At 42.4% G+C, this 25,875-nt stretch carries 22 protein-coding genes; 19 read left to right on the top strand and 3 right to left on the bottom strand.

The genetic code is table 11. The annotated features are described in order from the left end of the window. Positions 1-3 precede the first annotated feature (3 nt). Positions 4-369 carry a GntR family transcriptional regulator gene (locus tag ACESOD_RS08215; protein ID WP_000119157.1) on the bottom strand — a complete coding sequence of 122 codons (366 nt, stop codon included), beginning with the start codon at positions 367-369 and terminating at the stop codon, positions 4-6. Between the two features lie 139 nt (positions 370-508). On the opposite strand from ACESOD_RS08215, the gene nrdR reads away from it, so the two are divergent. From nrdR to ACESOD_RS08185, 6 genes are all read left to right on the top strand, one after another. Next, entirely contained in the window at positions 509-982 is a 474-nt protein-coding gene (gene nrdR / locus ACESOD_RS08210; protein WP_001203674.1) for a transcriptional regulator NrdR, read from the top strand. Further along, positions 983-2,149 (top strand): DnaD domain protein, encoded by a 1,167-nt coding sequence (locus ACESOD_RS08205; protein ID WP_373094939.1) that lies wholly within the window; start codon positions 983-985, stop codon positions 2,147-2,149. Next, complete coding sequence (gene dnaI, locus ACESOD_RS08200) at positions 2,150-3,046, top strand: primosomal protein DnaI (RefSeq protein WP_373094937.1); 897 nt, start codon at positions 2,150-2,152, stop codon at positions 3,044-3,046. Then, complete coding sequence (locus tag ACESOD_RS08195; RefSeq protein WP_373094934.1) at positions 3,043-3,756, top strand: NADPH-dependent oxidoreductase; 714 nt, start codon at positions 3,043-3,045, stop codon at positions 3,754-3,756. Before dnaI ends, ACESOD_RS08195 begins: the two co-directional genes overlap by 4 nt. 13 nt (positions 3,757-3,769) lie before the next feature. Further along, on the top strand, positions 3,770-5,080 hold the full coding sequence (gene der / locus ACESOD_RS08190) for a ribosome biogenesis GTPase Der (RefSeq protein WP_004250788.1): 1,311 nt from the start codon (positions 3,770-3,772) through the stop codon (positions 5,078-5,080). Positions 5,081-5,163: 83 nt separating this feature from the next. Next, positions 5,164-5,502 (top strand): hypothetical protein, encoded by a 339-nt coding sequence (locus ACESOD_RS08185; protein WP_070458397.1) that lies wholly within the window; start codon positions 5,164-5,166, stop codon positions 5,500-5,502. Positions 5,503-5,768: 266 nt separating this feature from the next. Here ACESOD_RS08185 and ACESOD_RS08180 read toward each other — a convergent pair whose 3' ends face one another. Then, the gene (locus ACESOD_RS08180) at positions 5,769-10,982 is read right to left on the bottom strand and encodes an SIALI-17 repeat-containing surface protein (protein ID WP_373094931.1); all 5,214 of its coding nucleotides are present in this window, start codon (positions 10,980-10,982) and stop codon (positions 5,769-5,771) included. A gap of 306 nt (positions 10,983-11,288) precedes the next feature. On the opposite strand from ACESOD_RS08180, the gene ACESOD_RS08175 reads away from it, so the two are divergent. From ACESOD_RS08175 to ACESOD_RS08120, 12 genes are all read left to right on the top strand, one after another. Further along, complete coding sequence (locus ACESOD_RS08175) at positions 11,289-11,534, top strand: YneF family protein (RefSeq protein WP_001048970.1); 246 nt, start codon at positions 11,289-11,291, stop codon at positions 11,532-11,534. A gap of 205 nt (positions 11,535-11,739) precedes the next feature. Then, on the top strand, positions 11,740-12,534 hold the full coding sequence (racE, locus tag ACESOD_RS08170; RefSeq protein ID WP_049503242.1) for a glutamate racemase: 795 nt from the start codon (positions 11,740-11,742) through the stop codon (positions 12,532-12,534). Beyond that, positions 12,531-13,502, top strand: coding sequence for a nucleoside-triphosphate diphosphatase (locus tag ACESOD_RS08165; RefSeq protein ID WP_075228734.1), 972 nt, complete (start codon positions 12,531-12,533; stop codon positions 13,500-13,502). The genes racE and ACESOD_RS08165 overlap by 4 nt, the downstream gene beginning before the upstream one ends. Beyond that, positions 13,478-13,999: a metallophosphoesterase gene (locus tag ACESOD_RS08160; protein ID WP_001118959.1), complete on the top strand. Its 522-nt coding sequence runs from the start codon at positions 13,478-13,480 to the stop codon at positions 13,997-13,999. Before ACESOD_RS08165 ends, ACESOD_RS08160 begins: the two co-directional genes overlap by 25 nt. Beyond that, entirely contained in the window at positions 13,996-14,457 is a 462-nt protein-coding gene (gene cbpB, locus ACESOD_RS08155) for a cyclic-di-AMP-binding protein CbpB (RefSeq protein ID WP_373094926.1), read from the top strand. The genes ACESOD_RS08160 and cbpB overlap by 4 nt, the downstream gene beginning before the upstream one ends. Beyond that, on the top strand, positions 14,454-15,188 hold the full coding sequence (xerD, locus tag ACESOD_RS08150; RefSeq protein WP_373094923.1) for a site-specific tyrosine recombinase XerD: 735 nt from the start codon (positions 14,454-14,456) through the stop codon (positions 15,186-15,188). Before cbpB ends, xerD begins: the two co-directional genes overlap by 4 nt. Next, entirely contained in the window at positions 15,188-15,922 is a 735-nt protein-coding gene (locus ACESOD_RS08145; RefSeq protein WP_070458689.1) for a segregation/condensation protein A, read from the top strand. The genes xerD and ACESOD_RS08145 overlap by 1 nt, the downstream gene beginning before the upstream one ends. 12 nt (positions 15,923-15,934) lie before the next feature. Next, the gene (gene scpB, locus ACESOD_RS08140; protein ID WP_070458687.1) at positions 15,935-16,504 is read left to right on the top strand and encodes an SMC-Scp complex subunit ScpB; all 570 of its coding nucleotides are present in this window, start codon (positions 15,935-15,937) and stop codon (positions 16,502-16,504) included. Beyond that, on the top strand, positions 16,491-17,216 hold the full coding sequence (locus ACESOD_RS08135) for a pseudouridine synthase (RefSeq protein ID WP_223338284.1): 726 nt from the start codon (positions 16,491-16,493) through the stop codon (positions 17,214-17,216). Before scpB ends, ACESOD_RS08135 begins: the two co-directional genes overlap by 14 nt. Further along, positions 17,216-17,470, top strand: a complete 255-nt coding sequence (yidD, locus tag ACESOD_RS08130; RefSeq protein WP_060955256.1) for a membrane protein insertion efficiency factor YidD — start codon at positions 17,216-17,218, stop codon at positions 17,468-17,470. The genes ACESOD_RS08135 and yidD overlap by 1 nt, the downstream gene beginning before the upstream one ends. 103 nt (positions 17,471-17,573) lie before the next feature. Further along, positions 17,574-18,638, top strand: a complete 1,065-nt coding sequence (gene pepA, locus ACESOD_RS08125) for a glutamyl aminopeptidase (protein WP_049527706.1) — start codon at positions 17,574-17,576, stop codon at positions 18,636-18,638. Positions 18,639-18,662: 24 nt separating this feature from the next. Further along, a complete protein-coding gene (locus tag ACESOD_RS08120; protein ID WP_223338283.1) occupies positions 18,663-18,959 on the top strand; it encodes a bacteriocin immunity protein in 297 nt (98 codons plus the stop codon). Between the two features lie 134 nt (positions 18,960-19,093). Here ACESOD_RS08120 and ACESOD_RS08115 read toward each other — a convergent pair whose 3' ends face one another. Further along, entirely contained in the window at positions 19,094-20,725 is a 1,632-nt protein-coding gene (locus tag ACESOD_RS08115; RefSeq protein ID WP_373094917.1) for a Na/Pi cotransporter family protein, read from the bottom strand. Positions 20,726-21,029: 304 nt separating this feature from the next. Between ACESOD_RS08115 and ACESOD_RS08110 the strand changes: the two genes are divergently transcribed. Beyond that, positions 21,030-25,838 carry an endo-beta-N-acetylglucosaminidase gene (locus tag ACESOD_RS08110; RefSeq protein WP_373094914.1) on the top strand — a complete coding sequence of 1,603 codons (4,809 nt, stop codon included), beginning with the start codon at positions 21,030-21,032 and terminating at the stop codon, positions 25,836-25,838. Positions 25,839-25,875 lie beyond the last annotated feature (37 nt).

The raw sequence follows: 25,875 nt of genomic DNA, 5'->3' as shown, positions 1-25,875 counted from the left end.
AGTTTAAACTCCTTCAATATAATCTCTCAAAACAGTCGGTAGTTCTTCTTTTTCATAGCCGAATTCTACCATGCCTGTTACAAACTGTTGTAACTGTTCTTCCGACAGTTGCTTACGGGATTGGAGGATTAAGTCCAAGTCCTCTGTGACAAAGCGTCCAGATGTCCGCTTGGTATAAACGAAGCCTTCTCTCTCCAAGTCCGATAGGGCACGCTGGATGGTGTTGGGATTGACCCCTGCCTCGCTTGCTAATTCTCTAACGGTTGGAAGCTGTTGATTGGGCTCGAGTTTATGGGAAATAATCTGTAATTTGATTTTCTCCATAATCTGCAAATAAATGGGTTTATTGTTATCAAATGTCCAAGACATCACGATCTCCTTTCTATTTACCTTTGTGTTAATTTAATAATACAACAAAACAAAAAACTTGTCAAGCCAAAAGGAGAATTATTTTGGGAATCTCTTAAAAAATGGTATAATGAAAAGAAAACGACAAGGAGGGGAAGGCATGCGTTGTCCAAAATGTGGCGCTACAAAATCAAGTGTAATCGATAGTCGCCAGGCTGAAGAAGGAAATACAATCAGAAGAAGACGTGAGTGTGAAGAGTGTCAGCATCGTTTTACAACCTATGAACGTGTTGAAGAGAGAACACTAGTTGTGGTCAAAAAAGATGGTACACGGGAACAATTTTCAAGAGATAAGATCTTTAACGGGATTATTCGCTCAGCCCAGAAACGTCCAGTGTCTAGTGATGAAATTGGCATGGTGGTCAATCGCATCGAACAAAAACTCCGTAGTCGCAATGAAAATGAAATTCAGAGTGAGGTTATTGGCTCTTTGGTTATGGAAGAGTTGGCAGAGTTAGATGAGATTACTTATGTACGTTTTGCCAGCGTTTACCGTAGCTTTAAGGATGTGAGTGAGCTTGAAAGCCTACTCCAGCAGATTACACAATCCTCTAAAAAGAAAAAGGAAAAATAAATGAAGCCAAATGACCGTTTTTCTTTTGTAAAGAATAATCGGGTGTCGCAAGATACCTCATCAATGGTGCAGTGCTACCTCCCGATTATCGGTCAGGAGGCGCTGAGCCTCTATCTTTATGCTGTGATTTTTTGGGATGATGGTCAAAAGGAGCATCTCTTTGCAGCCATGCTCAACCATTTGAATTTTGGGATGGATAGTCTTTTAAAGGCTTTTAAAACTCTAACAGCCATGAAATTGGTGACCCTCTATCAGCAGGGAGAGGCCTATAATTTGTTACTCCATTCTCCCTTATCAACTCAAAAATTTTTACAACATACAGTTTATCGGACCTTGTTAGAAAAAATGATTGGGGATAGTGCGGTTGCAGCCATGAGGCAGGCAAGTGTTGAAGGGGAACCTATCTCGGTGGCCTTGAGTCAAATATTTCCTCAGTTATCCGAGTCTGCGAGTCAAGAACCCTCTAGCAGTCAGCCTGCAGCAGATGATTTTGATTTGGAGCATTTCCGTCAGCTCATGGCCCGCGATGGTCTTCGCTTTCAAGATGAGACTTCGGATGTTTTGGCCTTGTTTGCAATAGCAGACGAGCAGAGGTGGACTTGGTTTGAAACTTATCAAGTAGCCAAAGCGACAGCAATGTCGCAAGTGATTTCTGTCAAACGCATCCGTGAAAAGATAGCGCAAAAGCCTGTGACTTCTGACTTTAGTCCCAAGGAGGCAACCATTATCCGAGAGGCTAAGAAAAAGACAGCCTTGCAGTTCCTTGCTGAGATTAAGCAGACCCGCAAGGGAAGTATAACTCAGACTGAACGAGACCTGCTCCAGCAGATGGCGGCCTTGGGCTTGCTGGATGAAGTAATCAATGTTATCTTGCTCTTGACCTTTAATAAGGTTGATTCGGCTAATATCAATGAAAAATACGCCATGAAGGTGGCTAATGACTACGCCTATCAAAATATCCGTAGTGCAGAGGAGGCAGTTCTCCGTATTCGTGAACGTGGCCAAAAAGCAAAAACGCAAAAGCAGAATCAGACTGCCCCAGCAAAAACCAATGTACCTAAATGGAGCAATCCTGAATATAAGAATGAAACTAGCGAAGAAACTCGCTTAGAACTAGAACGTAAGAAAAAAGAAATGTTAGCTCGATTAGAAAAAGGAGGAGACTAGATGGAAAGTGTCGGAGACGTGCTCAAACGTCAACCAAGCCGATTTCAGTATCAGGATTTAGTCCAGCAAATTGTGAAGGACCCTGATGTTGCAGCCTTTATCCAGAAAGAATCTCTCAGTCAGGAGGAGTTAAACCGTAGTATTTCCAAGTTTAACCAATACATCACTGAGAGAGATAAGTTCCTCCGAGGAGATACAGATTATATCGCGCGTGGCTACAAACCTATCCTAGTCATGAATCATGGCTATGCAGATGTCTCTTATGAAGAGACTCCAGAGCTAATTGCGGCAGAAAAAGAAGCGGCGATTAAAAATCGTCTCAAGCTAATCAATCTTCCAGCTAGTCTTAAAAAAGCTAGCCTAGCTCAAGTAGATTTGGATGATTTGGGGCGCTTGCCAGTTTTTGAAAAGCTCCTAGCCTTTGTGGAGCAATATCCAGCTATTCGAAAAGGTCTCTACTTATATGGAGACTTTGGTGTGGGTAAAAGTTTCATGGCGGCTGCCCTAGCCCATGATTTGTCAGAAAAACGTGGTGTTTCATCAACTCTCCTCCACTATCCTAGTTTTGTCATCGATGTCAAAAATGCCATTGGTGATGGCAATGTTAAGACCTTGGTGGACGAGATTAAGCTGGCTGAAGTTTTGATTTTAGATGATATTGGTGCTGAGCAATCAACAGCTTGGGTGCGTGACGAGATCCTGCAGGTTATCCTCCAATATCGTATGCAGGAAGATTTACCGACCTTTTTCACCTCCAACTTCAACTTTGAAGATTTGGAGAAGCATTTCGCTAAAAGGAAAAACGGAAATGACGAAACCTGGGAAGCTAGACGCGTCATGGAACGCATTCGCTATTTAGCAGAGGAAACCAGACTTGAAGGAGAAAACCGCCGATGACAGAAACAATCAAATTAATGAAGGCTCATACTTCAGTGCGTAGATTTAAGGAGCAAGAGATTCCCCAAGAAGATTTAAATACCATTTTGTCTGCAGGACAAATGGCTTCTTCTTGGAAAAATTTCCAATCCTATTCTGTGATTGTAGTTAGAAGTCAAGAAAAGAAGGATGCCTTATTTGAGTTAGTTCCTCAAGAAGCGATTCGCCAGTCTGCAGCCTTTCTCCTCTTTGTCGGTGACCTAAATCGTGCAGAAAAAGGGGCTCGTCTCCATACGGATGTTTTCCAACCTCAAGGGGTGGAAGGACTCCTCATCACTTCAGTAGATGCTGCGCTTGCTGGGCAAAATACCTTGCTTGCGGCAGAAAGCCTAGGCTACGGTGGAGTGATTATCGGTTTGGTGCGTTACAAGTCTGTTGAGTTAGCAGAATTGTTCAAGCTTCCTGACTATACCTATCCAGTCTTTGGGATTGCACTAGGTGTGCCAAATCAACAGCATGATGTAAAACCAAGATTGCCACTTGAGAATGTTGTCTTTGAGGAAGAATACCAAGAGCAGTCAACTGAGGCAATCGAAGCCTATGACCGAGTACAGACTGAATATGCAGGTGCGCGTGCGACTACAACTTGGAGTCAACGTTTGGCAGAGCAATTCGGCAATCCAGAACCAAGCTCGACTCGAGAAAATCTTGAGCAGAAGAAGTTATTGTAGAAAGTGAGAAAACATGGCCTTACCAACTGTTGCCATTGTGGGACGTCCCAATGTTGGGAAATCAACCCTATTTAACCGTATCGCGGGAGAGCGCATCTCAATCGTAGAAGATGTTGAAGGTGTAACGCGAGATCGTATTTATGCCACAGGTGAGTGGCTTAACCGTTCTTTCAGTATGATTGATACTGGAGGGATCGATGATGTCGATGCTCCGTTTATGGAACAAATCAAACACCAGGCAGAAATTGCCATGGAAGAAGCAGATGTTATCGTCTTTGTCGTGTCTGGTAAAGAAGGGATTACAGATGCGGACGAGTACGTAGCTCGCAAACTCTATAAAACCCATAAGCCTGTTATCCTAGCAGTTAACAAGGTTGACAATCCTGAGATGCGAAATGATATCTATGATTTCTACGCTCTTGGATTGGGAGAACCATTGCCAATTTCATCTGTGCACGGGATTGGTACAGGGGATGTATTGGATGCTATCGTCGAGAATCTTCCACATGAAGTCGAAGATGAAAATCCAGATGTCATTAAATTCAGCTTGATTGGTCGTCCAAATGTCGGAAAATCTAGCTTGATCAATGCCATTTTGGGAGAAGATCGCGTCATTGCCAGCCCTGTCGCTGGTACTACTCGTGATGCCATTGATACCCATTTTACAGATGCTGACGGCCAAGAGTTTACCATGATTGATACTGCTGGTATGCGTAAATCTGGTAAAGTCTATGAAAATACAGAGAAATACTCTGTCATGCGTGCCATGCGTGCTATTGACCGTTCAGATGTAGTCTTGATGGTGCTCAATGCTGAGGAAGGTATTCGTGAGTATGACAAGCGTATCGCTGGATTTGCCCACGAAGCTGGTAAAGGGATGATTATCGTGGTCAATAAGTGGGATACTCTTGAAAAAGACAACCACACCATGAAAAACTGGGAGGAAGATATCCGTGAGCAGTTCCAATACCTGCCTTACGCACCGATTATCTTTGTTTCGGCTTTGACCAAGCAACGTCTCCACAAGTTGCCTGAGATGATTAAGCAAATCAGTGAAAGTCAAAATACACGTATTCCATCAGCTGTCTTGAACGATGTGATTATGGATGCCATTGCCATCAATCCAACACCAACAGACAAAGGGAAGCGCCTTAAGATTTTCTATGCGACCCAAGTGGCAACCAAACCACCAACCTTTGTCATCTTTGTGAACGAAGAAGAACTCATGCACTTCTCTTACTTGCGTTTCTTGGAAAATCAAATCCGCAAGGCCTTTGTTTTTGAAGGAACACCGATTCACCTGATCGCGAGAAAACGTAAATAAAAAAGTAGAATCTGGAATGACATTTCCAGATTTTTTTGATAGAATGAAGCTAAAGAAAAAGCTATCGAAAAGAGGTGTCGATAATGAAACTGTCGTTTAATCAATTGATACTCTTATTTCCTTGCTTTTGCTTTTTCTATTGGATAGACAATGCTGATAGAAACAGTAAGTTTTTCCCCATCATCTACTATTTCTACTGGATTTATTTTTCCCTTTTAGCTCTATTTAGCCTGGATTTGACAATTTTTTCATTCTTATTTTTCCCTCTTGTTCTGAAACATGTATCAGATACGAGTGCTTGGGGTGTTTGGTTGCTGTTGATAGTCCTATCTCTAAGCAGTGACTGGCTAGACTACATCTTCTTCAAAAAAATGTTTCGTTTGAGACGGGAGTTAGGGAAATCTAAAGGCGGAAGGCATTGATTTATACTCTTCGAAAATCAAATCCGCAAGATCTTTGTCTTTGAAGGAACACCGATTCACCTAATCGCAAGAAAACGGAAGTAGTGGATGTAAAAAAACGGTAGAACATCAAGACTTGTTCTACCACTTATCTACCCCACCAAATTATTTTCAAAAGGTGTGAATAGGATTTGATTTGTAGTATATTATTGAAATAGAAAAAGGATGGAATGATTTTCCATCCTTTTTTATAGCGGAATAAATCTATATTCCTAGGGGGACAATGTTTAATCTTTCTTACCTTTTAGTAAGAAGGTAGCCGATAAGGCTAGGCTGAGACCTGCTATAAAGAGGAGAGGGCTAGCTTGTTCACCTGTGGCTGGGAGTTGTTTGTCATTCGTAGAGACCTGATCATTTGCTTCATTACTTTCAACTAATGGTTTTGTGGTTTCTAGGTTTCTTTCTTCCGTATGAGCTGGGACAGGTTTAACAGTTGAGCCTTCTGTCTTGTAGACAATAGCGTAGGTGCTCACGTCAAAAGTAATAAACTCAATCATACCGTCTCGAATGGTGAATTCTTGTGGTTTTAATTCATTTGTTGAAGTTAATTGATAGAGTTCTTGAATATCACCGGATACTGGTAGTCGAACGAGTACAGCACCTTTTGGTTGAACTGGCTGTCCATCTTTATCCTTGAGTTGAAGAGCGTAAGCATCGTATTTCTTGCCCAAGAGTTCTTTATTTTCAACTTTTTGACTGTCGAGGTAGCTTGCGCCTCCTAGTTCAGTTGTGCCACTAATAACTTGAACTCTTGTAGTCTTGTCTTTCAATACTTTGAGTTTAAACTCAGGAACTGTGTTACTTGGCGAGGCTTGACCACTACCTGTTCCAATAGGTTTGGTATATTCAGGTCTTTCCGCAGTAGGCGCTTCCTGTTCCCCAGTTGTTCCAATAGGTTTGGTATATTCAGGTCTTTCCGCAGTAGGAGCCTCTTGATCCCCAACTGTTCCAATAGGTTTGGTATATTCAGGTCTTTCCGCAGTAGGTGCCTCTTGATCCCCAACTGTTCCGATAGGACCAGTGTATTCAGGAATTTCTACAATAGGTGCCTCCTGCTCACCAGCAGTTCCGATAGGACCAGTGTATTCAGGAATTTCCACAGTAGGTGCCTCCTGCTCACCAGCAGTACCAATAGGATCTGTGTATTCAGGAATTTCCACAGTAGGTGCCGTCTGCTCGCCAGCAGTACCAATAGGATCTGTGTACTCAGGAATGGTTACAACTGGAGCAGGCTCATCTCCTTTGCTTGTAAGGATTTTTTCTTCAACTGGAGCAGTTTCGTCCTTAGGAAAGACAGCTACAACAGGACTAGTCGTTGTTGTACCTTGGATGGCATAAGCATCTATCGAATTACCGGCTTTACGATCTGTAGTTTCAGGGATGTCTAGTTGGACCTTGTTATCCTTAATGGTTAGAACAGTTTGTTCACCTGATGTGACAAGATGATCATCATCGACTTTTCTGAGTAGAAGAGGATCTTTGATACCAGGGAAAGTGACAGCGACTCCATCCCAATTACCAGTTGGTAGAGTTAAGGTAACAGTCTTATCTTTGGACTTAATAGGATCAAGGCTTGGACTATCGAGAGACACAGATGGTGCCTTTAAGATATCAAAGGAATCAAGAGAGATTTTCTTTCGCCCTTCTGGAGAATCTGGATCTACTTTCAAAGTTAGGACGTGATCACCATCAGCTAGATTGGTGAATTCGCCAATCAAAGCTCCTTTTTCAGTCGCTCCCGGAGTGTAGAAGTCAAGGGCGGGCATCTCTTTTCCATCCAGTGTGACAAGTGCCTTGCCTAGTGATGCCGTTTTTAATCCATAGATTCGGATACCTGTTCCAGAGAATGGAATGGTTGCAGCGGCTTCAGAAGCGAGGCTATCATCAGCGTTGATGTCAGCGTATTTTTCTGTAGAAGCATAGAGTTCTGCATCGCTCCAATCCTTAAACATGGAACCATACTGGATACGAGGGTCACGGTCGTCGATTTTCTCAACAGTTGCTCCTTGTCCTGGAAAAACCTTGAAGTAATCTAAGGAAATTTTTGAGCGTTCACTTCCACGTCCTTTATGTTCTCGTTTAACAGTGATGGTCATGAGGTGAGAACCTGAAGATAGATTTGTGTAACGGCCTATTAATACACCCTTTTCAGTTGCTCCTGCTGTATAGAAGTCAAGTTCTCCAACAGATTTGCCATCTATTTTAACGTCAGCAAGTCCCAATTGAGATGACTTGAGTCCGTAGATTTCAATACCAGGTCCATTGAATGGAATAGTTGCAGTCGCATCCTTATCGGAGTAATTTCCATTTGAGATATCGGCGTATTTCTCTGTTCCACCAAAGAGTTCTGAGTCAGCCCAGTTTCCATAAGCTGAGCCGTACTGGATGCGCTTATCACGGTCATCCATCAACTCACTGAAGGCATCGATAGAAGCAGGATCTGAAACTGGTGTTGTACGATCTCCTAGCATAGCCTTAACGGTATAAGTATAGGCATGGCTAGAATCAATCGAGCGATCGATGAAGTGAGTTTGGTTGGTGATAAACTCACGAACGCTAGGAGTTTGACTGTTTTCATCCTTGCTTTCTCGTCGGATGACATAATGACTTGCTCCCTCAACTGTGTTAAAGTCGAGTTCAGCTGTGACGGAATCTTTTCGAAGGGCTGATAAGCGAGTCACTCGTCCAGGGAAGTTTTCAAAGGTAATGACATCACCTTTTTGAGTCGCAAGTTGGATACGGTTATCTTTGAGGCGACTAGCTTGAACTTCCTTGCCATTAATCTTGATAATACTAGATTCGATATTTGGATAGTCTACGACTAAGTCTCCACCAACATTAGAAAGGAAAGATAGCGTTTCAAGATTTTTCTCTTTCCATTTCATGCTGACTTCAAAGTTACCACGAGCGACTAAGCCTGAGACTTGCCCGTCTTTCCATGCATCTGGAAGGGCTGGTAATGGGGCAATGTAGCCTGTGTGAGACTGAAGGAGCATTTCTGCCATACCGCTTGTTGCACCAAAGTTTCCATCAATTTGGAAAGGCGCGTGGGTATCCCAGAGATTTTCTAGGGTTGAAGATCTGAGCTGTTCTGCCAACAAACGGTGGGCACGATTTCCATCTAGGAGACGGGCCCAGAGGTTGATTTTATTGGCCTTAGACCAACCAGTACCACCATCTCCACGGTGGTTGAGGGTTGCGCGTGCAGCTTCTAGATATTCAGGCTGATCCTTGCCAAATAGAGTACCTGGGAAGAGACCAACTAGATGGGAAACGTGGCGGTGGTGGTTTTCAATGCCTTCGTTAGTGAATTGTGGGCTGTCTTCTTCGTACCATTCCTTGATACGACCATCTTGGTTGATATGAAGTGGTTTGAGCTTATCAAATTTAGCCTTCACTTCTGTCACCAAATCTTGGTCAACATTGAGATGATTGGCTGCTTCCATATAGTCGTGGAATAGCTGCCAAACTAGAGATTGGTCAAAGGTATTCCCAATCGTGATGGTTCCATGTTCTGGTGAGTAGGATGGAGAAGAAACCCAGCGGTCACTAGCCTTGTCGTAGTGCAAGAAGGAATTCCAGAACTTAGCAGTTTCCTTGAGCATTGGATAAATCTTTTCTTTTAGGTAAGTTTCATCCTTGGTGAATTTGTAGTAGTCATAGACGTTCTGCATCATCCAAGCATTGGCAGCAGGAGACCAACCCCAATAGTAGTTCCAACCAGGAGTAGTCCAGCCGAATGGTGTCGCCTGAGTATGAACCAACCAACCATTTTCTTGACCTTCTTTAGACTCGATACCTGCATATTCTTTAGCAGCTATACGGCCATAGTAGCGCATGTCATCGATATAATTGATCATTGGCTTAGCCGTTTCTGCGAGATTGCTCATGTAGGCAGGCCAGTAGTTCATCTGTAGGTTGACATTGAGGTGGTAGTCTGAGTTCCAAGGTGGATTATCTACAGCATTCCAGACTCCTTGCAAGTTGGCAGGGAGGGCATCTGTCCGGTTACGAGAAGAACTGATCAGTAGATAACGTCCGTATTGGAAGAAGAGTTCTTCTAGCTTTTGGCCTTTTGTTGGATTATAGGTTTGAAGAGCTTCTTTTGTAGTTTGATTAGACTTGCTACCTCCGAGGTTTAATTGGACACGGTTGAAAAGACTTTGATAGTCCTTGATGTGTTCATTTTTCAGAGTTTCATAGTCTTTTGCCTTGGCAGCATCTACGATAGATTTGACAGTTTTCTCTACGTCAATATCCTTGCGATAATTAGTTTTTGGATTTTGAGCAAAATTAGTCTTGGCACTGAGTAGCAGTGTTGCATAACTGGCTCCAGTGACAGTCAAATAACCATCTTGAGCAGTGACTTGTCCGTCAGTCTTGATACCAAGATAGGAAGCAAATTTCAGACCATTATCTTTGACAGTTCCCTTGAGTAAAATACCATTAGAATCAACGCTCACAGTTCCTTGTTTGTACTTAGAATTCTCCCAAGAATAGTCTCCGTTAGCAATCAAATCTTCAGTCAAGCTATTCCAAAGGGTAAAATCAAGCGTCTTATCTCCCTTTTTAGTCAAGTGGGTAACAGTGACGTCGTCTGGATAACTAGAGAAGGTTTCTCGTTTGAAACTTGTCCCATCTTGAGTATAGGAGGTAGTTGTGATAGCTTCAGAAATGTCTAAGCCACGATGATAGTCAGTAACATTTTCCAAGCCCTTCTTCTGGTTATTAAAGACCATGAAGATATCACCGAAGGCTAGGTAGCGACCGTATTGGGCATTATTTGGCCCAACCAAATTTCTCTCTGCTAGTTGTTTGGCTTTTTGACGATCACCGTCCTCTAGGGCCTTACGGATTTCAGCTAAGACTTTGTAGCGGTCCTTGTAGTTTCCTCCATTGTAGTCTTGACTATCTGGCTGTGGCCCTCCAGACCAAAGTGTTTTTTCGTTGTACTGGATTCTTTCTTCACCGATGAGTCCGAAAACCTTGGCACCCATTTCTCCATTTCCGACTGGCAGGGCTTGTTTTTCCCATCCATCATAGGAAGGAGCAGTTGGTTGGTTGTAATGTAGTTCGTAATGTTCTTGCTTGTTCACAGGAAGTTCTGGTTTCTCGCTCTCCTTATTGTCAGCAGGGGCGGTAGTAGCACTTGTCTCTGACTGACTACTAGTTTGAGGTAGTTCTGTCCCTGGGTTTGTTTGCTTTTCAGCTGATTCAGCTACAGGCTGAGTCTCTGTGTTAGAAGTAACAACTTCCTCAACTTTGGTATCCGGTTTAGCAGAGGTTTCAGTAATGGTTGCCTCACTTTCCGGAATCTCGACACCATCAGCGGCTACACCCTGTGCTGCTAAAAAAACAGCACCAAGTAAAACAGAGGCAGCTCCGACACTTAGTTTGCGGATGCTATACTTACAGGATTTTTCCCAATATCTCTTATCCACAAAATTCTCCTTTCTTAAATCTGTAAGCGCATACATTTTCTTTTTAAAAAAATAAGTCTTGCAGAAATATGTGTGATTTTTTCAGATAATCTTAATATAACAAATAAACAAAACTATTGCAAGGGCTTTCAGGGAAAATGACCTTATTTTACCAAATTTTAGTTCTTTTTAATTCTATTGAAAAAGATCAGAGATAAAAAATAATCTGAGTAATTACCAACCCTTATGAAAGCGTAACTCAAACTAGTCAGGCGTGGGACTTTATGGTATAATATAGAAGATTCAAAAAGAAACAGGAGAAATGTTATGAACCTTATTTTAGCAATTGTATTGATTCTTTTAGCTTTTCTAGGAGGAGCTCTTGGAGGTATGTACTTGGTGCGCAAGCAAATCGAAAAAGAATTTGCGGATAACCCACGTTTGAATGCAGAAGCAGTTCGTACTCTGTTAAGTGCAAATGGTCAAAAGCCAAGCGAAGCTAAAGTACAACAAGTTTACCACCAAATCATTCGCCAACAAAAAGCAGCCCTTGCTAACAATAAAAAGAAATAAATAGGAAAAGTCTGGGATGAAAGTTCCAGACTTCTCACTATGTTTGACTGATATTTAGAGACAAGACTTTTTCCTTGCATTCTATTGATATTTGATTATGATTAAGAGGGAGACAGTCGGGAGCTACCCAGTCTGTCAGAAATTTCAGGAAGAAATGTAATGATAATGAACTATCAATCAGAAAAAATACTAGAAAGAAGACTGTATGGATAATCGACCAATTGGTTTTTTGGATTCGGGTGTCGGGGGCTTGACGGTTGTGCGTGAACTCATGCGCCAACTTCCTCATGAAGAAATCGTCTATATTGGAGATTCGGCACGGGCTCCCTATGGTCCCCGTCCTGCTGAGCAGATTCGTGAATATACTTGGCAGCTGGTCAACTTTCTTTTGACCAAGGATGTTAAGATGATTGTCATTGCTTGTAATACAGCAACGGCAGTCGTCTGGGAAGAGATTAAAGCTAAGTTGGATATTCCGGTGCTGGGTGTGATTTTGCCTGGTGCATCAGCAGCTATTAAAGCAAGTCAAGGTGGGAAAATCGGTGTGATTGGAACTCCAATGACGGTAAAATCAGATATTTATCGACAAAAGATTCATGATCTAGACCCAGATTTACAAGTGGAAAGCTTGGCCTGCCCTAAGTTTGCTCCCTTGGTCGAGTCAGGAGCCCTATCGACCAGTGTGACCAAGAAAGTCGTTTATGAAACCTTGCGTCCCTTAGTCGGAAAAGTAGATAGCTTAATTTTGGGCTGTACCCATTATCCGCTCCTTAGACCTATCATCCAAAATGTCATGGGACCTAAGGTTCAGCTGATCGATAGTGGAGCTGAGTGTGTGCGTGATATTTCAGTCTTGCTCAATTACTTTGAGATTAACCGTAGCCGAGATGCGGCGCCCCTTCAACACCGTTTTTATACAACTGCAAATAGCCAAAGTTTTGCCCAGATAGGAGCAGAATGGCTGGAAAAAGAGATTCATGTGGAGCATGTAACATTATGACAAACAAAATTTATGAATACAAGGACGACCAGGACTGGTATGTTGGATCCTACAGTGTTTTTGGTGGCATTCGGACTTTGACGGATGATGACTTAGCGTTTCCTTTGTTTGATTTAGCCAAAATCTTTCGAGATGAGGAGCGAGGCTTTCCACTTTCAGTCACCGTTTTACGCTACGATTCTCCCTATCGTTTATTGTCCTTTGTGGTAGATATACTTAACCAAGAAATGGGACGAAATCTGGAAGTCATTCAACGTCAGGGTGCCTTGCTCTTAGTTGAAAATGGACAACTTCTGTATGTGGAATTGCCTAAAGAAGGAGTCAACGTTCAAGATTTCTTTGAGACAAATAAGGTCAGAGAAACTTTGCTGATTGCGACTCGTAACGAAGGTAAGACCAAGGAATTTCGTGCTATCTTTGATAAACTAGGTTATGATGTAGAAAATCTCAATGATTACCCAGATCTGCCTGAAGTTGCTGAAACTGGTATGACCTTTGAAGAAAATGCTCGCCTTAAGGCTGAAACCATCTCTAAATTAACAGGCAAGATGGTTCTAGCAGATGATTCTGGTCTTAAAGTCGATGTCCTCGGTGGATTGCCAGGCGTTTGGTCAGCTCGCTTTGCAGGAGTAGGGGCTACTGACCAAGAAAACAATGCTAAACTCTTGCACGAATTAGCCATGGTCTTTGAACTCAAGGACCGTTCGGCACAATTCCATACCACCCTGGTCGTAGCGAGCCCAGGTAAGAAAAGCTTGGTTGTCGAAGCTGACTGGCCAGGCTACATTAACTTTGAACCTAAGGGTGAAAATGGCTTTGGTTATGATCCGCTCTTCTTAGTAGGAGAAACTGGCAAATCATCAGCTGAATTAACCCTCGAAGAAAAAAATAGTCAATCCCACCGTGCCTTAGCCGTTAAGAAACTTTTGGAGGTATTTCCATCATGGCAAAGCAAACCATCATTGTAATGAGTGACTCCCACGGAGATAGCTTGATTGTAGAAGAAATCCGTAACCGTTATCTGGGGAAAGTCGATGCTATTTTTCACGATGGAGACTCTGAGCTTCGCCCAGATTCACCCCTGTGGGAAGGGATTCAGGTCGTCAGAGGAAATATGGACTTTTATTCAGATTATCCAGAACGCTTGGTGACTCAACTAGGCCCTACCAAGATCATCCAGACCCATGGACACTTATTTGATATTAACTTCAATTTCCAAAAGCTTGATTTCTGGGCGCAGGAAGAAGATGCGGATATTTGTCTTTATGGTCACTTGCATGTTCCAAATGCTTGGATGGAAGGAAAGACCCTCTTTTTAAATCCAGGTTCTATCAGTCAGCCACGTGGGACCATCAGAGAGTGTCTCTATGCCCGTGTAGAGATTGATGATAGCTATTTTAAAGTGGACTTTTTGACCCGTAACCATGAGGTCTATCCAGGCTTATCCAAGGAGTTTGCTCGATGATTGCCAAAGAGTTTGAACAGTTTTTACTGGAGCAAGAGGAAACCTTTTTAACTCCTGCTGAAAATTTGGCTGTACTCATTGATAGCCACAATGCAGATCATGCAATTCTCCTCCTTAGCCAGATGACCTATACCAGAGTGCCAGTAGTGACTGATGAGAAAGAATTTGTCGGAACCATTGGACTTAGAGACATTCTGGCCTACCAGATGGAGCAGGGCTTGAGTCAGGAAGCTATGGCAGATACTGATATCGTACATATGACCAAGAAGGACGTAGCAGTTGTCAGTCCAGACTATACACTGACGGATGTTTTGCATAAGTTAGTGGATGAGTCTTTCCTACCAGTCGTTGATAAGGATGGTATTTTCCAAGGGATTATCACACGGAAGTCAATCCTCAAGGCTATCAATGCTCTCTTGCATGACTTTAGTAAGGAATATGAGATTCGAAGCAAATGAGAGAAGGAATTTCAGCATTTTTAGAAGAAAAACAAGGTTTGTCTGTAAATTCTAAGCAATCCTATAAGTATGACTTGGAGCAGTTTTTAGATTTGATTGGAGAACGAATCTCTGAGACAAGTTTAAAAATCTACCAAGCTCAACTATCAAATTTTAAAATCAGTGCCCAAAAGCGTAAGGTTTCTGCTTGCAATCAATTTCTTTACTTTTTATACCAGAAGGGGGAAATTGGTACCTTTTATCGTTTAGAATTACCAAAACAGGCTGAGAAAAAGCAAGTTCAGTCAGAACTTTTAGACCTCAGTTCTTTCTGGCAAGAAAGTGCCTATCCAGAGGGACGCTTGTTGGCCTTACTGATAGTTGAATTGGGCCTCTTACCAAGTGAAATTCTAGCCTTAAAAACAAGTGATGTGAATCTAGACTTTCAAGTATTGAGAATCAATAAAGCTTCTCAACAAAGAATCTTGAGCCTTCCCACAAACTTGCTTGCAGAGTTAGAACCCTTGATGGGGCAGACCTATCTCTTTGAAAAAGCTGGGAAGCCATACTCCCGTCAGTGGGCCTTTCGTCAGTTAGAAGTCTTTCTAAAGGAAAAAGGTTTTTCAGACTTATCTGCCCAAGGATTGAGAGAACAGTTTATATTAAGACAAATCGAAGAAAAGGTTGACTTGTACGAAATTGCTAAAAAATTAGGATTAAAGACAGTCATGACCTTGGAAAAATATAGATAATGGATATTAAATTAAAAGATTTTGAAGGGCCTTTGGATCTTCTTTTGCACTTGGTTTCAAAGTACCAGATGGATATCTATGATGTGCCGATTACAGAGGTTATCGAGCAATATCTAGCCTATATCTCGACATTACAAGCTATGCGTTTGGAAGTCGCAGGTGAGTACATGGTCATGGCTAGTCAACTCATGCTGATCAAGAGTCGCAAGCTCTTGCCAAAGGTTGCAGAAGTGACAGACCTAGAGGATGACCTGGAGCAGGACCTCCTTTCTCAAATCGAAGAATACCGTAAGTTTAAACTTTTGGGAGAGCAGTTGGAAGCCAAGCATCAAGAACGAGCTCAGTATTACTCAAAAGCGCCGACAGAGTTGATTTATGAGGATGCTGAACTTGTCCACGATAAGACTACTATCGATCTTTTCTTAGCCTTTTCAAACTTGCTTTCCAAGAAAAAGGAAGAATTCTCGCAAAGTCACACAACCATTTTACGAGATGAGTACAAGATTGAGGATATGATGGTTATCGTCCGAGAAGCCTTACTTGAAGGTCAGCAATTATGCTTGCAAGATTTGTTTAAAGAAACCAAGGATTTACAAGAGGTCATCACGCTCTTTTTAGCGACCTTGGAGTTGATTAAAACCCAAGAAATTCTCTTAATTCAAAAAGAGAGCTTTGGAGATATCTATCTCATGAAAAAGAAAGACGAAAATCAAGTAGAACAAAGTCAGGCTTGATAGAGAGGAAATATGAGTACTTTAGCAGAAATAGAAGCGCTCTTGTTTGTAGCGGGTGAAGAGGGGATAAGGATTCGCCAGTTGGCTGAACTCCTTTCTTTGCCACCGACTGGGATTCAGCAAAGTCTTGAAAAATTAGCCAAAAAGTATGAAAAAGACCAGGATTCCAGTTTAGCCTTGATTGAGACAGGTGGTGCCTATAGATTGGTAACCAAGCCTCAATTTGCAGCTATTTTGAAAGAATATTCTAAGGCGCCCATCAACCAGAGTCTATCTCGAGCTGCGCTAGAAACCTTGTCCATCATTGCTTATAAGCAGCCTATCACACGGATAGAAATTGATGCCATCCGTGGGGTCAACTCGAGTGGAGCCTTGGCAAAGTTGCAGGCTTTTGATCTGATAAAGGAAGACGGGAAAAAAGAGGTTTTGGGTCGCCCTAATCTCTATGTAACTACGGATTATTTCCTAGATTACATGGGTATTAATCATCTGGAAGAATTACCAGTGATAGATGAACTTGATATTCAAGCACAAGAAAGCCAATTATTTGGTGAAAGGATAGAAGAAGATGAGAATCAATAAATATATTGCCCACGCAGGTGTGGCCAGTAGGAGAAAAGCAGAAGAGTTGATCAAGCAAGGCTTGGTGACGGTTAACGGACAGGTAGTACGTGAACTAGCAACGACCATTAAGTCAGGCGACAAGGTCGAAGTTGAAGGCCAACCAATCTACAACGAAGAAAAAGTCTACTATCTGCTTAACAAACCGCGCGGTGTGATTTCCAGTGTGACAGATGACAAGGGTCGCAAGACTGTTGTGGATCTCTTGCCTAATGTGAAAGAACGGATTTACCCTGTGGGACGTTTGGATTGGGACACATCTGGAGTCTTGATTTTGACCAATGATGGGGACTTTACAGACGAGATGATTCACCCTCGAAATGAGATCGACAAAGTCTATGTTGCGCGTGTAAAAGGGATTGCCAACAAAGAAAACCTCCGTCCTTTGACTCGAGGCGTTGAAATTGAAGGCAAGAAAACCAAGCCGGCCGTCTATGAAATTCTCAAAGTAGATCCTGTTAAAAACCGTTCGGTTGTTCAGCTAACCATTCATGAAGGACGCAATCACCAAGTTAAAAAGATGTTTGAAGCAGTTGGGCTCCAAGTGGATAAGTTGTCTCGGACACGTTTTGGACATTTAGACTTGACAGGACTTCGTCCAGGAGAATCACGCCGTCTCAATAAAAAAGAAATCAGCCAGCTACACACCATGGCTGTAACAAATAATAAATAATGAAAAAAATCTTAATTGCGCCAGTGCGCTTTTACCAACGCTTTATCTCACCAGCCTTTCCCCCCTCTTGTCGCTTTGAGCCCACTTGTTCAAATTACATGATTCAGGCTATTGAAAAACATGGCTTCAAGGGAGTTTTGATGGGCTTGGCTCGGATTTTACGTTGCCATCCTTGGTCTGAAACGGGTAAAGATCCAGTGCCAGACCATTTTTCATTAAAGCGAAATACAAGAGAAGAAGGATCACATTTGTGATTCTTTTATTGTTATAAGAGTAAGTTACTTGGTAAAATGTTGATTTCCACTACCTTTCTCCTATAAAAAGTGGTAAAATGGTTGAAAGAAAGAAGGGATAGAAATGACAACATTATTTTCTAAAATCAAAGAAGTAACAGAACTTTCCGCTATCTCAGGTCATGAAGCACCTGTTCGCGCTTATCTTCGTGAAAAAATTACTCCTCACGTAGATGAAGTTGTGACTGATGGCTTGGGTGGTATTTTTGGGGTTAAACACTCAGAAGTTGAAAATGCACCTCGTGTTTTGGTAGCCTCTCACATGGATGAAGTTGGTTTTATGGTTAGTGAAATCAAGCCAGACGGGACCTTCCGAGTAGTCAGCATTGGTGGTTGGAACCCTATGGTTGTCAGCAGCCAACGCTTTAAACTCTTTACGCGCCAAGGACGTGAAATTCCAGTCATCTCAGGTTCAGTTCCTCCACATTTGACTCGAGGCACAGGTGGCCCAACCATGCCAGCTATTTCAGATATCGTTTTTGACGGTGGTTTTGCGGATAAGGAAGAAGCTGAAAGCTTTGGTATCCGTCCTGGAGATACCATCGTTCCAGATAGTAGCGCAATCCTAACTGCTAATGAAAAAAATATCATCTCAAAAGCATGGGATAACCGTTATGGAGTTCTCATGGTTAGCGAGTTGGCAGAAAGCTTGTCAGGTCAAAAACTGGGAAATGAACTTTACCTCGGTGCAAATGTGCAAGAGGAAGTTGGACTTCGTGGTGCCCATGCATCTACAACTAAATTTGATCCAGAAGTATTCCTTGCGGTGGATTGCTCACCAGCAGGTGATGTTTATGGTGGTCAAGGTAAGATTGGTGATGGAACCTTGATTCGTTTCTACGATCCAGGTCACTTGCTTCTCCCAGGCATGAAGGACTTCCTTTTGACAACTGCTGAAGAAGCTGGTATCAAGTACCAATACTACTGTGGAAAAGGTGGAACTGACGCAGGTGCAGCTCATCTGAAAAATGGTGGTGTCCCATCAACAACAATCGGTGTCTGCGCTCGTTATATCCACTCTCATCAAACCCTTTATGCCATGGATGATTTCCTTGAAGCCCAAGCTTTCCTACAAGCCTTGGTTAAAAAATTGGATCGTTCTACTGTAGATTTGATCAAAAATTATTAAACTAAAAAGATGGAGGTGATAGGTATGGAAGAACCAAACCTAGAAACCTTGATACGGGACCTTTACAATCATGCCCGTCAAAACTTGAGTGAAGATTTAGTGGCTGCACTCCTAGAAACTGCTAAGCAATTGCCCAGCACCAATGAGCGCTTGCTTGCAGTTCGACTTTCAGGGCTAGTCACACTTGAACTCCTCAAGAATCCTAGAACACCAGCGCCAGAGTTAGTTAATCTGGCCCGCTATATCAAAAAGGAAGAAGCAAGGTACAAGGGTGCAGCTGCCTCTTCCTTTATGATTGGAGAGCTATTTAAAATGCTTTGATTCGAACGAATCAAAGCATTTTTTTATCTTATACTCTTCGAAAATCAAATTCAAACCACGTCAGCTTCACCTTGCCGTACTCAAGTACAGCCTGCGGCTAGCTTCCTAGTTTGCTCTTTGATTTTCATTGAGTATTAAATTTGTTCAGCCAAAACCTTTTCAGCAAGGTTCATAGCGTGGTCTGACACACGAGTGTAGTGTGAAATGATATCAATAAAGTTGACACCTGCTTGTGTAGAACATTCACCGTTGTTGAGGCGCTTGATGTGAGTTTTACGGAGGACGCGTTCCATCTTGTTGATGGCTTCATGACGTTCGATAAGAGCTTGAGCTTTTTCAAGGTCATTGTTTTCAACACTCTCAAGAGCATCTTTAACGAAATCGCTTGTTTGATGGTAAATATCTTCCAACTCTTCTAAGGCTGAGTTAGAGAATTGAACATTCTTGCGTTGCAAGTAGTCGTTAAGATTAATCAAAGCTTCAGCGTGGTCACCGATACGTTCCAAGTCTCGAGAAGAGTCAAGGATGTTGGTTAAGACTTCACTCTCTTTTTGACTCAATGCTTCACTAGAAAGGCTGATGAGGTAACGTGTTAATTTCTCATCGATTGTATTGATAGCCTCTTCTGTCTTGTGCCCTTTTTCAGCTACTTTCTCGTCAGAATTGATGATGTAGTCATAAGAAAGGTCAAATGCTTTAACCGCATAGTTTCCTAAGTGCAAGAGTTCTTTCTTGGCATTTCCTAGAGCGATAGAAGGAGCTTGCTTGATGAGTTGTTCATCCAGATAAAGTGGTTCGTATTTAACGACTTCGTCTTCACCAGGGATTAGCTTAGTAACAAAGTAAGCCAGAGCACCGATGAATGGGAATTGTACAATGGTGTTACTTACGTTAAAGGCACCGTGTGAGAAGGCAATCGTCATCTCAGGTGAGAGGTGAAGTAGTGCCTGGAAGTACTCGATCATCGAAGTGAATGGGCCTAACAAGATTAAGCAGAGGATGGTTCCTAAAACGTTAAAGGTAACGTGTGTTGCTGCAACCCGTTTAGCAGAAACATTTGCTCCGGCTGCTGCGATAATAACCGTTAAGGTTGTACCGATATTATCTCCGAATAGGACTGGTAGTGCCCCTTTGAGGTCGAGGAATCCACCTGCATAAAGACCTTGTAGAATCCCGATGGTTGCAGAAGATGCCTGAATCAGAACGGTAATGACAGCACCAGCCACAACTCCCAAGATAGGATTTTGCCCCAAGGTAACCATGTATTCCTTGAACTGAGGCAAGTCTTTAAGAGGGCTCATCCCAGCACTAATGAGGTTGAGGGCGTAGAAGATACCACCCACACCAAAAAGGATACGTCCAATATTATTTGCAGTACGGTTTTTTGTAAAGAATAAGAACATGGTTCCAAGGAAAATCAAGGGTAGGGCATACTCGCCAAGTTTGAAACCGATGATAAAGGACGTTACGGTTGTTCCAATATTGGCTCCCATGATAATCCCGATGGCCTGTCTAAGGGTGAGGAGACTAGCACTGACCAGTCCAACCGTAATAACCGTTACACCTGTACTTGACTGGATGAGGGCAGTGACGACAATCCCCACTAAGACCCCTAAGAAGGGATTACTTGTGTATTTGTCAATGTAATATCGAAGGCGGTCTCCAGCAGCTTGTTGCAAACCGTCTCCCATGGTCTTGATACTATACAAAAATAGTCCCAGACCACCTAAAAAGTGAAAAATAATTTCCTGCCAATTAATGGACATTTTCTTTTTCCTCCGAAAAATAATCGCGGAATTTCTCCCATTCTATTTTAAAGGATAAAAGTAAATCTAACAAGTAGTAAATGCTCTTTTTTGAGAAAAATGTTGTTTTAATTCGAAAAATGGCAGATGATTGTCTAATTTATATTAATTCTTCACTTCTTTATAGTTCTTGAAGGGCTAGTGTTGACTCTTTTTCTAAATATCGTAAAATAAAAATGACCTGTTCTGTTTATTTTTGGAACAGCTACTTTTTTAATTCAAAAATAAAGCGCTTACTTTCAAGAGGAAGTCAAAGGAGAAAAAGATGAAGAATCCATTTTTTGAAAAACGTTGTCGCTATAGTATTCGAAAATTGTCGGTGGGTGCCTGTTCATTGATGATTGGTTCAGTTCTATTTGCAGGCCCAGCTTTGGCAGAAGAGTCTATCGTTCCAGAAAATGGAACAACTACAGCAGTAGCTTCAGAGCAACCGTCAACCACTACTCCAGCAGAAGCAACTACACCAGCACCAGAAGTATTGAAAGAGCTAGAAGCAAGGGAAGACAAGGAAAGTGAGCAACCAGTTTCAGAAGAAAAGCCAACCTTGGATCAATTGACTGCAGGTGATAAGGAAGCCACTAGTCCAGCTGCTGAAACTCCTAAGGTGGAAGAAGCGCCTGCTACTACAGAAAATAAGCCAGAAGAAAAAGCAACAGTCTCTGATGTTCCTAAGAAAGAAGAAAAAAGTCTTCGACCAAAAGAAATTAAGTTTGACACCTGGGAAGATTTGTTGAAATGGGAACCAGGTGCCCGTGAAGATGACGCTATTAACCGCGCCTCAGTAGACTTAGCCAAGCGCTATCGTGGACATGTTGTCAATGAAAAAGCCAATAAGGATGCTAAGGTTGAGGCTCTTGCTAATACCAACTCTAAGGCTAAAGATCATGCTTCTGTAGGTGGTGAAGAGTTTAAGGCCTATGCTTTTGACTACTGGCAATACTTGAATTCCATGGTCTTCTGGGAAGGGCTTGTTCCAACTCCAGACGTGATTGATGCTGGTCACCGTAATGGTGTCCCAGTATTAGGTACTCTATTCTTCAACTGGTCTAACAGTATTGCAGACCAAGAAAAATTTGCTGCAGCCCTTCAACAAGACGAAGACGGAACATTCCCTATTGCTCGCAAGTTAGTTGATTTGGCTAAATACTACGGCTTTGATGGTTACTTTATCAACCAAGAAACAACAGGTGATATTGTAACGCCTCTTGGTAAGAAGATGCGTGACTTCATGCTTTATACCAAGGAATATGCTGCCAAAGTCAACCATCCTGTCAAATATTCTTGGTACGATGCCATGACCTATGAATATGGTCGTTATCACGAGGACGGACTTGGGGAGTACAACTATCCATTCATGCAAAAAGAGGGGGACAAGGTTCCTGCAGACCACTTCTTTGCCAACTTTAACTGGACTAAAGAGAAAAATGATTACTCTGTAGCTATGGCTAAATGGCTAGAACGCAGTCAGTATGATGTTTTTGCAGGTTTGGAATTGCAACAAGGTGGTTCTTACAAGACAAAAGTGAAATGGGATGCCCTTTTTGATGAGAATGGCAAACTTCGCTTATCACTTGGACTTTTTGCCCCAGATACTATCACGAGTCTTGGTAAGACAGGCGAAGACTATCATAAGAATGAAAATATCTTCTTCACAGGTTACCAAGGAGATCCAACTGGTCAAAAACCAGATGACAAGGACTGGTACGGGATTGCCAACCTCGTAGCTGACCGCACACCAGCAGTAGGCCGTAGCTTTACAACATCCTTTAACACAGGACATGGTAAAAAATGGTTTGTGGACGGTAAAGTTTCCAAGGATTCTGAATGGAACTATCGTTCTGTATCAGGTATCTTGCCTACATGGCGTTGGTGGCAAACATCTTCAGCTGCTAAACTCCAAGCTGATTATGACTTTGAAGATGCTTACAATGGAGGAAACTCACTCAAGTTTGCAGGTGATTTAGCCGAAAACACCAACCAAGACGTTCGTCTTTACTCTACCAAACTGGAAGTAACGGATAAAACGAAACTTCGTGTTGCCCATAAAGGTGGCAAGGGAAGCAAGGTTTATGTAGAATTTGCGACTCAGAAAAACTATACCTATGGTGGCGAGAATGCTCGTAAGGAACTGACTCTATCTGACGATTGGACAAAAGATGAATTTGATTTGAGTGCCTTGGCTGGTCAGACCATTTACGGTATCAAACTTACTTTCGAAAATACTGTTGCTCTTAAGGATTACCAATTTAACTTGGGTGAGTTGACTGTGACAGATAATCAAGAGGCTCCTCAGGCTCCGACTGCTCTTAAAGTAGCCAAACAATCTCTCAAAAATGCCCAAGAAGCGGAAGCTATTGTTCAATTTACAGGTAACAAAGATGCTGACTTCTATGAAGTTTATGAAAAGGATGGCGATGCTTGGCGTCTATTGACAGGATCATCAGCAACTACTATTTACCTACCAAAAGTCAGTCGTTCAGCTAGTGCGACTGGAACCAGTCAAGAGTTGAAGGTTGTCGCAGTTGGGAAGAATGGTCTTCGTTCTGAAGCAGCAACTACAAACTTCGAGTGGGGAATGACTGTCCAAGATACAAGCCTTCCAAGACCATTAGCAGCAAACATCGTTCCAGGAGCGACTGTTATCGGAAGTACTTTCCAAAATACAGAAGGTGGAGAAGGTATCGAAGGTATGTTGAATGGTACCATCACCAGCCTATCTGATAAATGGTCTTCTGCTCAGTTGAGTGGTAGCGTTGATATCCGTTTGACACAACCACGCCGTGTCGTTAGATGGGTCATGGATCATGCCGGTGCTGGTGGAGAGTCTGTTAATGATGGCTTGATGAACACCAAAGACTTTGACCTTTACTACAAAGATGAAGCAGGCGAATGGAAACTAGCTAAAGCTGTTCGTGGCAATAAAGCCCATGTTTCGGATATCACCCTTGATAGCCCAATCACTGCGCAAGACTGGCGCTTGAATGTCATCACGTCTGACAATGGAACACCGTGGAAAGCCATTCGTATCTACAACTGGAAGATGTATGAAACTCTTGATACGGAGAGCCAAAACATTCCAATGAGTAAAGTTGCAGCGCGTGTTCTAACTGACAATAAGGTTCAGCTCGGCTTCTCAGAAGCTCCTGCTGGGGCAACCATCACAGTCTATGACAAGGCAGATTCACAAACTCCAATAGCTACCTTAAATACAGCAGTTGGAGGGGATTTGGCGACAGAACCATTGAGCTTTGAAAAACGTCCAAGTCTTCTTTATTACCGAACACAATTGCCAGGGAAAGAAATCAGTAATACTCTTGCTGTGACGATTCCTCAGGATGAAAGAAAGATTAAGGCTGTCAGTCTAGAAGTAGCACCTAAAAAGGCAACTTATCAAGTTGGTGAGGAATTGAATCTTAAAGGTGGTCTTCTCCGTGTCAAATACGAAGGTGAAGAAGCAGATGAAGTCATCAACCTTAGTCATGCTGGTGTTGTAGTCAACGGCTACGATGCTCACCATCATGGCGAACAAGAGTTAACAGTAACCTATCTTGGTCTTCCAGTTGCAGGTAGCTTTAAGGTTCAAGTCACTGGTGAAGAAACTGGTCCAAAAGAAGTCGCAGCCTTGTATATTAGCAAGCAACCGAAAATTGACTACTTGGTAGGTGATGCTCTAGACTTATCAGAAGGACGTTTCAAGGTCTTGTATGATGATGAGACGGAGACTGAACATAGCTTTACAGACCAAGGAGTCGAAATTACAGGCTATGATTCTCAAAAAACAGGCCGTCAAAAACTTCAGTTGCACTATCAAGGACAAACTGTCGACTTTGATGTTTTAGTATCACCTAAGGCAGCCATTAACGACGAATATCTGAAACAAGAAATCACATCTGCTCAAGGACGCAAAGAAACAATAGCTTATACATTTGCTGATGCAGCAAAACAAGCAGCTCTTGTTGAGAAGCTTGATGCAGCGAAAGCTATCTTAGAAAATCATGATGCTAGTCAAGAAGCAGTCAACCAGGCCTTGAATGACTTGAAACAAGCTGGTACTGAATTGGATGGCAATCAACGTTATCAAACTGCTAGAGAAGAATTGGAAAGCTTGCTCGAATCTGTCCTTGAAAAAGATCCTAAATCTGAGTTGATTGCGCAAGCTGAAGCTTTATTATCTTCACAAACGCCAACTCCAGAAGCCTTTGCGGACATGAAAGAAAAGCTGAATAAGAAATTAGCTTCTGCAGAAGAAAGTCATCATGTGGGTAGCTTAGAAGAAGGAGAAACTGCGCCAACAGTTGAAGCGCTACCTGAGTTAGTGATTGAAACAGAAACTCAAGCCTTCGAACGCCAAGAACGTCCATCAGGAGACCTCTTGTTGGGTGAACGTCGTATTGTTCAGGTAGGTGTAGAAGGTCAGACTCGTCGTCTGATTGAAGTAGATGCCAAAGGTAACCGTACTCTTCTTAAAACAGAAGTAGTCAAGGAAGCAGTTGCAGAAATCACTGAAGTTGGTACGAAGGTAGAAAGCCGTGTTCAACCGCTAGACGGTCCAAAAGTCTTAGAAGTTAAGAAACCAAGCTTGGTTGTGGAAGAAGAAGTTCTTGCATATGGACATGAAGAAAGAGTAAATCCTAGCCTCCCAGTAGGAGAACGACGCTTGGTTCAAGTAGGAGTTGCAGGTCTTCGTAGAAACCTTGTAGAGATTGATACTGAAGGATATCGCAGTCTTAAGGGAACGGAAGTTCTCAAGGAAGCTGTAACTGAGATTGTTGAAGTCGGTCCAAAAGTAGTTAAAGTACCAGGTGACAGACCAGTTACACCTGCTCCAGCGACTCAAGATACTAAGAAGGAAACTAGAAAAACAGAGCCTAAGACTGAAACATCCGTTTCGCCAGTTCAAGCAAGCCAGGCAGCGAAGCAAGAACCAGCAAAAACAGAAGCACAAGCTGAAAAAATTGAAGGAAAACAACTTCCAAGTACAGGTACAGAAGTAGATGCAAATCCTCTTGCCCTTGGCTTGGTCGGAGTTTTAAGTGGTTTTGGCTTGCTAGCTCAAAAGAAAAAAGAAGATTAAGATAGAGAGTGTATCTAACACTGACTTCATATTTAAT

The sequence above is a fragment of the Streptococcus oralis genome (genome assembly GCF_964238205.1).
Taxonomy (GTDB): domain Bacteria; phylum Bacillota; class Bacilli; order Lactobacillales; family Streptococcaceae; genus Streptococcus; species Streptococcus oralis_CZ.
This window is presented reverse-complemented; position numbering and strand designations above follow the sequence as displayed.

Excerpts from the sequence above, each read along its gene's own strand:
- ACESOD_RS08215 (WP_000119157.1), bottom strand. The coding sequence starts at position 369 with ATGTCTTGGACATTTGATAACAATAAACCCATTTATTTGCAGATTATG.
- nrdR (WP_001203674.1), top strand. The coding sequence starts at position 509 with ATGCGTTGTCCAAAATGTGGCGCTACAAAATCAAGTGTAATCGATAGT.
- ACESOD_RS08205 (WP_373094939.1), top strand. The coding sequence starts at position 983 with ATGAAGCCAAATGACCGTTTTTCTTTTGTAAAGAATAATCGGGTGTCG.
- dnaI (WP_373094937.1), top strand. The coding sequence starts at position 2,150 with ATGGAAAGTGTCGGAGACGTGCTCAAACGTCAACCAAGCCGATTTCAG.
- ACESOD_RS08195 (WP_373094934.1), top strand. The coding sequence starts at position 3,043 with ATGACAGAAACAATCAAATTAATGAAGGCTCATACTTCAGTGCGTAGA.
- der (WP_004250788.1), top strand. The coding sequence starts at position 3,770 with ATGGCCTTACCAACTGTTGCCATTGTGGGACGTCCCAATGTTGGGAAA.
- ACESOD_RS08185 (WP_070458397.1), top strand. The coding sequence starts at position 5,164 with ATGAAACTGTCGTTTAATCAATTGATACTCTTATTTCCTTGCTTTTGC.
- ACESOD_RS08175 (WP_001048970.1), top strand. The coding sequence starts at position 11,289 with ATGAACCTTATTTTAGCAATTGTATTGATTCTTTTAGCTTTTCTAGGA.
- racE (WP_049503242.1), top strand. The coding sequence starts at position 11,740 with ATGGATAATCGACCAATTGGTTTTTTGGATTCGGGTGTCGGGGGCTTG.
- ACESOD_RS08165 (WP_075228734.1), top strand. The coding sequence starts at position 12,531 with ATGACAAACAAAATTTATGAATACAAGGACGACCAGGACTGGTATGTT.
- ACESOD_RS08160 (WP_001118959.1), top strand. The coding sequence starts at position 13,478 with ATGGCAAAGCAAACCATCATTGTAATGAGTGACTCCCACGGAGATAGC.
- cbpB (WP_373094926.1), top strand. The coding sequence starts at position 13,996 with ATGATTGCCAAAGAGTTTGAACAGTTTTTACTGGAGCAAGAGGAAACC.
- xerD (WP_373094923.1), top strand. The coding sequence starts at position 14,454 with ATGAGAGAAGGAATTTCAGCATTTTTAGAAGAAAAACAAGGTTTGTCT.
- ACESOD_RS08145 (WP_070458689.1), top strand. The coding sequence starts at position 15,188 with ATGGATATTAAATTAAAAGATTTTGAAGGGCCTTTGGATCTTCTTTTG.
- scpB (WP_070458687.1), top strand. The coding sequence starts at position 15,935 with ATGAGTACTTTAGCAGAAATAGAAGCGCTCTTGTTTGTAGCGGGTGAA.
- ACESOD_RS08135 (WP_223338284.1), top strand. The coding sequence starts at position 16,491 with ATGAGAATCAATAAATATATTGCCCACGCAGGTGTGGCCAGTAGGAGA.
- yidD (WP_060955256.1), top strand. The coding sequence starts at position 17,216 with ATGAAAAAAATCTTAATTGCGCCAGTGCGCTTTTACCAACGCTTTATC.
- pepA (WP_049527706.1), top strand. The coding sequence starts at position 17,574 with ATGACAACATTATTTTCTAAAATCAAAGAAGTAACAGAACTTTCCGCT.
- ACESOD_RS08120 (WP_223338283.1), top strand. The coding sequence starts at position 18,663 with ATGGAAGAACCAAACCTAGAAACCTTGATACGGGACCTTTACAATCAT.
- ACESOD_RS08115 (WP_373094917.1), bottom strand. The coding sequence starts at position 20,725 with ATGTCCATTAATTGGCAGGAAATTATTTTTCACTTTTTAGGTGGTCTG.
- ACESOD_RS08110 (WP_373094914.1), top strand. The coding sequence starts at position 21,030 with ATGAAGAATCCATTTTTTGAAAAACGTTGTCGCTATAGTATTCGAAAA.